This window comes from uncultured Methanofollis sp. (assembly GCF_937919355.1).
Taxonomy (GTDB): Archaea; Halobacteriota; Methanomicrobia; order Methanomicrobiales; family Methanofollaceae; genus Methanofollis.
Genome location: NZ_CALFSA010000058.1, coordinates 1 through 4,970, shown reverse-complemented (window position 1 = coordinate 4,970; position 4,970 = coordinate 1). Strand labels below are relative to the sequence as shown.

The following is a 4,970-nucleotide window of genomic DNA, read 5'->3' as shown; positions in this document are numbered from 1 at the left end:
GGAAGTGTTATTGCTGCGGAGGGATCGGTATTTAATGCCAATAATAGGAAATATCCAACTATGTAGTTGATCGTGTAGTAGAGAATTGTAATGCCTGTCGCGCTGATAATTGTTTTTGGATCTCTGGTCATCTGATTGATGCTTGCAAAATATTCCTGTGTACTCTCTTTATCGAGTCGGAGCAATCGTACAAAGAGACCAACGACTTTTGGATTGATAAATACGTAGAGAAGTAATGCCGTCATAGTGATGCATGCAATCAGGACATATATCAGGGACCACTGGTTTTTGAAGATCGATATTATCGTTATTATGCAGAGAGAAACCAACACGATAAGATCGAGAATTTTTTCCATAATTATCGTGGGTGCTGTCCGTGTTTTTTTTTCTTTCAGATGATACACGCGTCCCAGTTCCCCGATCTTTCCCGGTGTGATTACGCCGTAAAATGTCCCGATAATTAAGACTTTTAATACTTTTATGTACGGTACGAATACTCCTATTGAAAGAAGGAATTGGTCCCATCTATATGCCCTCAGCACATAGAGGATGACCACAAAAGCAAGCGCTACGGTGAAGTACACCATATTGGTTGTAGAGAATATGTGCACAACTTCCTGGGGATCGATTCTGGTAAATAAAAGGAATAGTAGCCCGAGTGTCAGTATTATTTTCACTGCCGTTGATTTTTTTTTGCCGGCCATATTCCCTTGTCCCCGGATCACGCTTCCATACTATGCTCTCTTCTGATAAAGGTCTTTTATTCCAGGATCTTTGAAAGATCCGGATTTGTCTTTTCACTCCTCTTTCATCTTTTTCAAATACCACTCATTCGCCCGCATCAGATCATGCGGGGTCCCGACGTCGATGTGGATGCCGTTGATCTGCCTGTACAGCACCCTCTTCCCCTCCTCGATCTCCCGTCCAATCGAGTCGGTGAGCTGGTACTCCCCCTTGTAGCCGGGTTCCGTCTTCCTGATGGCGTCGAAGATGTTCTTCTCGAAGACGTAGGCGCCGATGGCCCCGAGGCGGCTCGGCGCCTCCTCGGGGGAGGGCTTCTCGACCATACCGAGGATACGGTCGCCGTCGGGCCTGATGATCCCGTGGCGAGTGACATCGGCCACCTCGGCGACGCCGACGGTGGCGTCGGCATGCCGGGAGGTGTGGAAGGCGATGAGGTCGGCGAGGAAGGTCGTGGGGGCGAAGAAGTTGTCGCCGAGGACGACGGCGAAGGTGCCGTCGATGACGTGCTCCCCCGCCGCGACGGCGTTCGCAAGACCGAGGCGCTCGTCCTGGACGACATAGGTGCAGTTCACGCCGAAGCGCTTCCCCGAACCGAGGTAATCGGAGAGGCCGTGCTTGTGCGGCGAGACGACGATGGCGATCTCCTCGATGCCCGCCCCGGCCATCGCCTCGACCACGTGCTCGATCACGGCCTTCTCGCCGACAGGGAGGAGTTCTTTCGGGATCGCGTTGGTGAAAGGCCCGAGGCGCGTCCCCGACCCGGCCGCCGGGATCAGCCCCTGTCTTACCAGCATATGCCCTCCTTCCCGTCGCAGGAGAGGACTCTCCTCCCCTCGATGACGACGCGGCTCTTCATCAGGTCGAACTCCCCGTCGAGACAGGAGAACTCAGGCCACTCTGTCATCAGCAGGCAGGCGTCCGCACCGGCGAGGGCCTCCGCAGCCCCGGCGCAGTACTCGATCTGCGGGAAGACCCGGCGCATATTCGGGACGGCAAGGGGGTCGTAGGCGGCGACCGCCGCCCCTCCCTCCAGCAGGGCCTCGATGACCGGGATCGCCCGCGACTCCCTGACATCGTCGGTGCCGTCCTTGAAGGCGAGGCCGAGGACCGCGATCCTTTTCCCGTTCAGGTCGCCGACCCGTTCCTTCAGGATGCCGACCATCCTGAGCGGCTGCCGCCTGTTCACCTCCATCACGGACTGGAGGAGGACCGGGTCCTCGCCCTGCCTCTCCGCAAGGTGGATGAGGGCGGCGACGTCCTTCGGGAAGCAACTGCCGCCGAAACCGGCGCCCGCGTTGAGGAAGTGGGGGGATACCCTCTTGTCGAGCCCCACGCCCTGCATCACTTCATAGACGTCGATGCCGAGACGCTTGCAGAGGTTCCCGATCTCGTTCGTGTAGGATATCTTCGTTGCGAGGAGGGCGTTGGAGGCGTACTTGATCATCTCGGCGGCAGTGGTGCCTGTCCGCACGACCGGGGCGTCGATGCCCCGGTACACCGCGGCGACACTCTCCCTTGCCGCGGGGTCGGCACTTCCGATGACGATCCTGTCCGGGTGGAGGAAGTCGTCCACCGCCTTCCCTTCCCTGAGGAACTCGGGGTTCATGGCAAAGCCGAGGTCGTCCCGGCCCGACGCCTCCCTGACCGTGGGGACGACGAGGTTTTCGGTCGTCCCCGGCGGCACGGTGCTCTTCACGACGACGGTGTGCGTCTTCTTCCCGCTACGAAGGGCCTCGCCGATGGAGCGGCACGCCGCGGTGATGTACGAGAGGTCGGCACTCCCGTCCCCTGCCGGCGGCGTCCCGACGCAGATGAAGGAGAGGTCTGCGTCTGCAACAGGCCCGTACCCCGTCCCGGCCGCGAGGGTCTTTCCCGCATGCACCGTGAGGAGTTCTTCGAGCCCTTCCTCATAGATCGGGGGCTCTCCGGCATTGATTGCCCTGACCTTGCCGGCATCGACCTCGACGACCGAGACCTCGTGCCCCAGGTGCGCAAAGCACGCCGCCGTGACCAGGCCGACATACCCGCCACCGATTACCGCAATTTTCATCTATCCACCAGATCCGGCTAAATTATCTGAATACTTATTTTTGCTCGGTTAAATGGGTTTCTTATTTGTTGTTCGTACCCGACAGATCGCCGCATCTGCCTTTCCCGGTATATATCGCCTTTGCCCCGCGCCCCCTTCCACAACCTATAAATCCCATCTCCCCCCACTCCCGCCATCCCATGATCTTCCCGCCCTCCCCGAAGAACGCCCCCCTCCTCCTCGGCGCCACGACCGGCATCCCCCTCGGCGTCGCCGCAACAGCGTGCCTCGTCGCCGCCGGCTCCCTCCTCAACGCCGGCATGAACGCCCTCATCCTCCTCATGACCGGCATGATCCTTGTCGTCTGGAGGGATATGGGCGTTCTCCCCGACGGTGTCGCCTGGCTCGAGGTCGGCGGCATCATCGTCCTCGAACTTGCGATCTGCATCGGGTGCGTGCTCGGGGGTGCGTGAGAGGGGAGTCCTCCCCCTGCAAAAAAAAGTTCAGATGGATTTTTCCCAGCCCTGGCCCATATCGACGAGGGGGCGCACCTCGCCGACCTCGAAGGTCGCCGCGGCATGGATCATCGCCGCCACCTCATCGCCCGCGACCTCTGCGATCTCTTTCCTGTAGGCGTCCAGCGTCGCCCCCGACGTCGCACACTCCTTCATCCTCATGTACACCCTGACCCCTTTCCAGCCCTCCATCATGCCCATCTCCGCCGGTTTTACGATCATGTAGACGGCGTTCGGGTTCTCCTGGAGGTTTGCAAGGGTGCGGTTCTTTGTAAGGACTGCAACGACGGTCTTCTCATCGATCATCTGCGGCGATTCGAAGACTGCCACATCCACTTTCCCGTCTTTGCTCGCGGTACCGAGGACGCCGATCCGCGGGGTCCTGTTGAAGTAGTCCATCAGTCTGGTTGACATAGACACTCCCCTCGGCCGCCTCCTTAAAATAGTTCCGGTCACCCCTCCCTCCTGTACGTCCCCCTGACCCTCTCCGGCAGGACGACCGCCCGGAAACTCTCCGAGAAGTAGCGGTCAGTCATCCCGGCGATGAAGTCCCGCACCATCTCCTCCTCCCTCGCCGTCTCCCTGTACTCCCGCGAGACCCAGGGGGCGTCGAGGTAGTCGGCGTAGATGGGCGAGTCCCTCCTCTCCTCCTCCAGGTCGGTGGAGTAGTGCTCGAAGAGGGCGGTGAACATCCCCCTGATCTTCTCCTTCTCGGAGGTGAGTCTCGGGTGGTTGTAGACGTGGTCGATGCTGAACCTCTGCATCTGTTTCACCCCCTCGGCCGCGTTGTCGGAGAAGGCGACCTCCTCCTTCCCGAAACTCTCGGTGATGATATCTTTGATGAGGGTGTCGATGACCGTCCAGTTGATCGTCCGGTAGTCGTCGATCCCGAGGGTCTCCCGGCAGATCGCCGTCAGGTCTTCGTCGTCCCGCTCGATCAACCCGACCTCGATCGCGTCCTGGAGGTCGCGGCCGAGATAGGCGATGACGTCTGCAACCCTGACGACGCACCCCTCCATCGTCGACGGGAGGACGGACGCCCCGCCGCTGACCCTCTCGCACTTCGATCTGAGGGACGCCGCCGTGAGGGGACCTGCCGGGACGAGGCGGCCGACGAACCTCTCGCCGTCGTGGCAGAGGACGCCGTCCAGGGTCTGGAGGGTGAGGTCCAGGTCTTCGATGACGTCGAGGAACTGGACGCTCTGCACATTGTGCCTGAAGGCGCCGACCCCCTCCCGCCGGCAGATCCCGTCGAGGCACTCCTCTCCCGTGTGCCCGAAGGGGACGTGCCCGATGTCGTGGCCGAGGGCGACCGCCTCGATCAGGTCTTCGTTGAGGCCGAGGGCCCGGCCGATGGTGCGCCCGATCTTGGAGACGAGTTGCACGTGGAGGACGCGGTGGGTGATGTGGTCGTTCTCGATGAGGGAGAAGACCTGGGTCTTGTCGATGTAGCGGGTGTAGGCGCGGGAGTGGAGGATGCGGTCGGCGTCGCGGGAGAAGGGCGGGCGGATGACGGGTTCTTCGGGTTTCGCGCCCTTCTTCCTGATGGCGGAGGCGTTCTGTGCGGCATGGGGGGAGTATGTCCTCTCGACCGCGGCCTGGCGGTGGCGGATCTCTTCGAGGATGACGGGGGAGACGTCCATAGGAGGAGGGAGGGCGGAGTCGGTATTTGGGGCTTTCGC

The 4,970-nt window shown here is 60.6% G+C and carries 6 protein-coding genes; 1 reads left to right on the top strand and 5 read right to left on the bottom strand.

What is annotated here, in order from left to right; genetic code table 11:
• From Q0520_RS02800 to Q0520_RS02790, 3 genes are all read right to left on the bottom strand, one after another.
• Positions 1-704, bottom strand: a 704-nt coding sequence (locus Q0520_RS02800) for a lysylphosphatidylglycerol synthase transmembrane domain-containing protein (protein ID WP_298666308.1), incomplete at its 3' end; no start/stop codon positions are given.
• 93 nt (positions 705-797) lie between these two features.
• The gene (locus tag Q0520_RS02795; RefSeq protein ID WP_298666305.1) at positions 798-1,538 is read right to left on the bottom strand and encodes a sugar phosphate nucleotidyltransferase; all 741 of its coding nucleotides are present in this window, start codon (positions 1,536-1,538) and stop codon (positions 798-800) included.
• Positions 1,529-2,794, bottom strand: coding sequence for a UDP-glucose/GDP-mannose dehydrogenase family protein (locus Q0520_RS02790; RefSeq protein WP_298666302.1), 1,266 nt, complete (start codon positions 2,792-2,794; stop codon positions 1,529-1,531). Before Q0520_RS02790 ends, Q0520_RS02795 begins: the two co-directional genes overlap by 10 nt.
• Before the next feature lie 179 nt (positions 2,795-2,973).
• Here Q0520_RS02790 and Q0520_RS02785 point away from each other — a divergent pair, with 179 nt between their 5' ends.
• Positions 2,974-3,246 carry a hypothetical protein gene (locus Q0520_RS02785; RefSeq protein WP_298666300.1) on the top strand — a complete coding sequence of 91 codons (273 nt, stop codon included), beginning with the start codon at positions 2,974-2,976 and terminating at the stop codon, positions 3,244-3,246.
• A 30-nt stretch (positions 3,247-3,276) separates the two neighbouring features.
• Here the strand turns inward: Q0520_RS02785 and Q0520_RS02780 are convergent, their stop codons facing one another.
• Both Q0520_RS02780 and dgt read right to left on the bottom strand, forming a co-directional pair.
• The gene (locus Q0520_RS02780; protein WP_298666298.1) at positions 3,277-3,702 is read right to left on the bottom strand and encodes a pyridoxamine 5'-phosphate oxidase family protein; all 426 of its coding nucleotides are present in this window, start codon (positions 3,700-3,702) and stop codon (positions 3,277-3,279) included.
• Between the two features lie 38 nt (positions 3,703-3,740).
• On the bottom strand, positions 3,741-4,970 hold a 1,230-nt coding region (gene dgt / locus Q0520_RS02775; RefSeq protein ID WP_342765232.1), incomplete at its 5' end, for a dGTP triphosphohydrolase.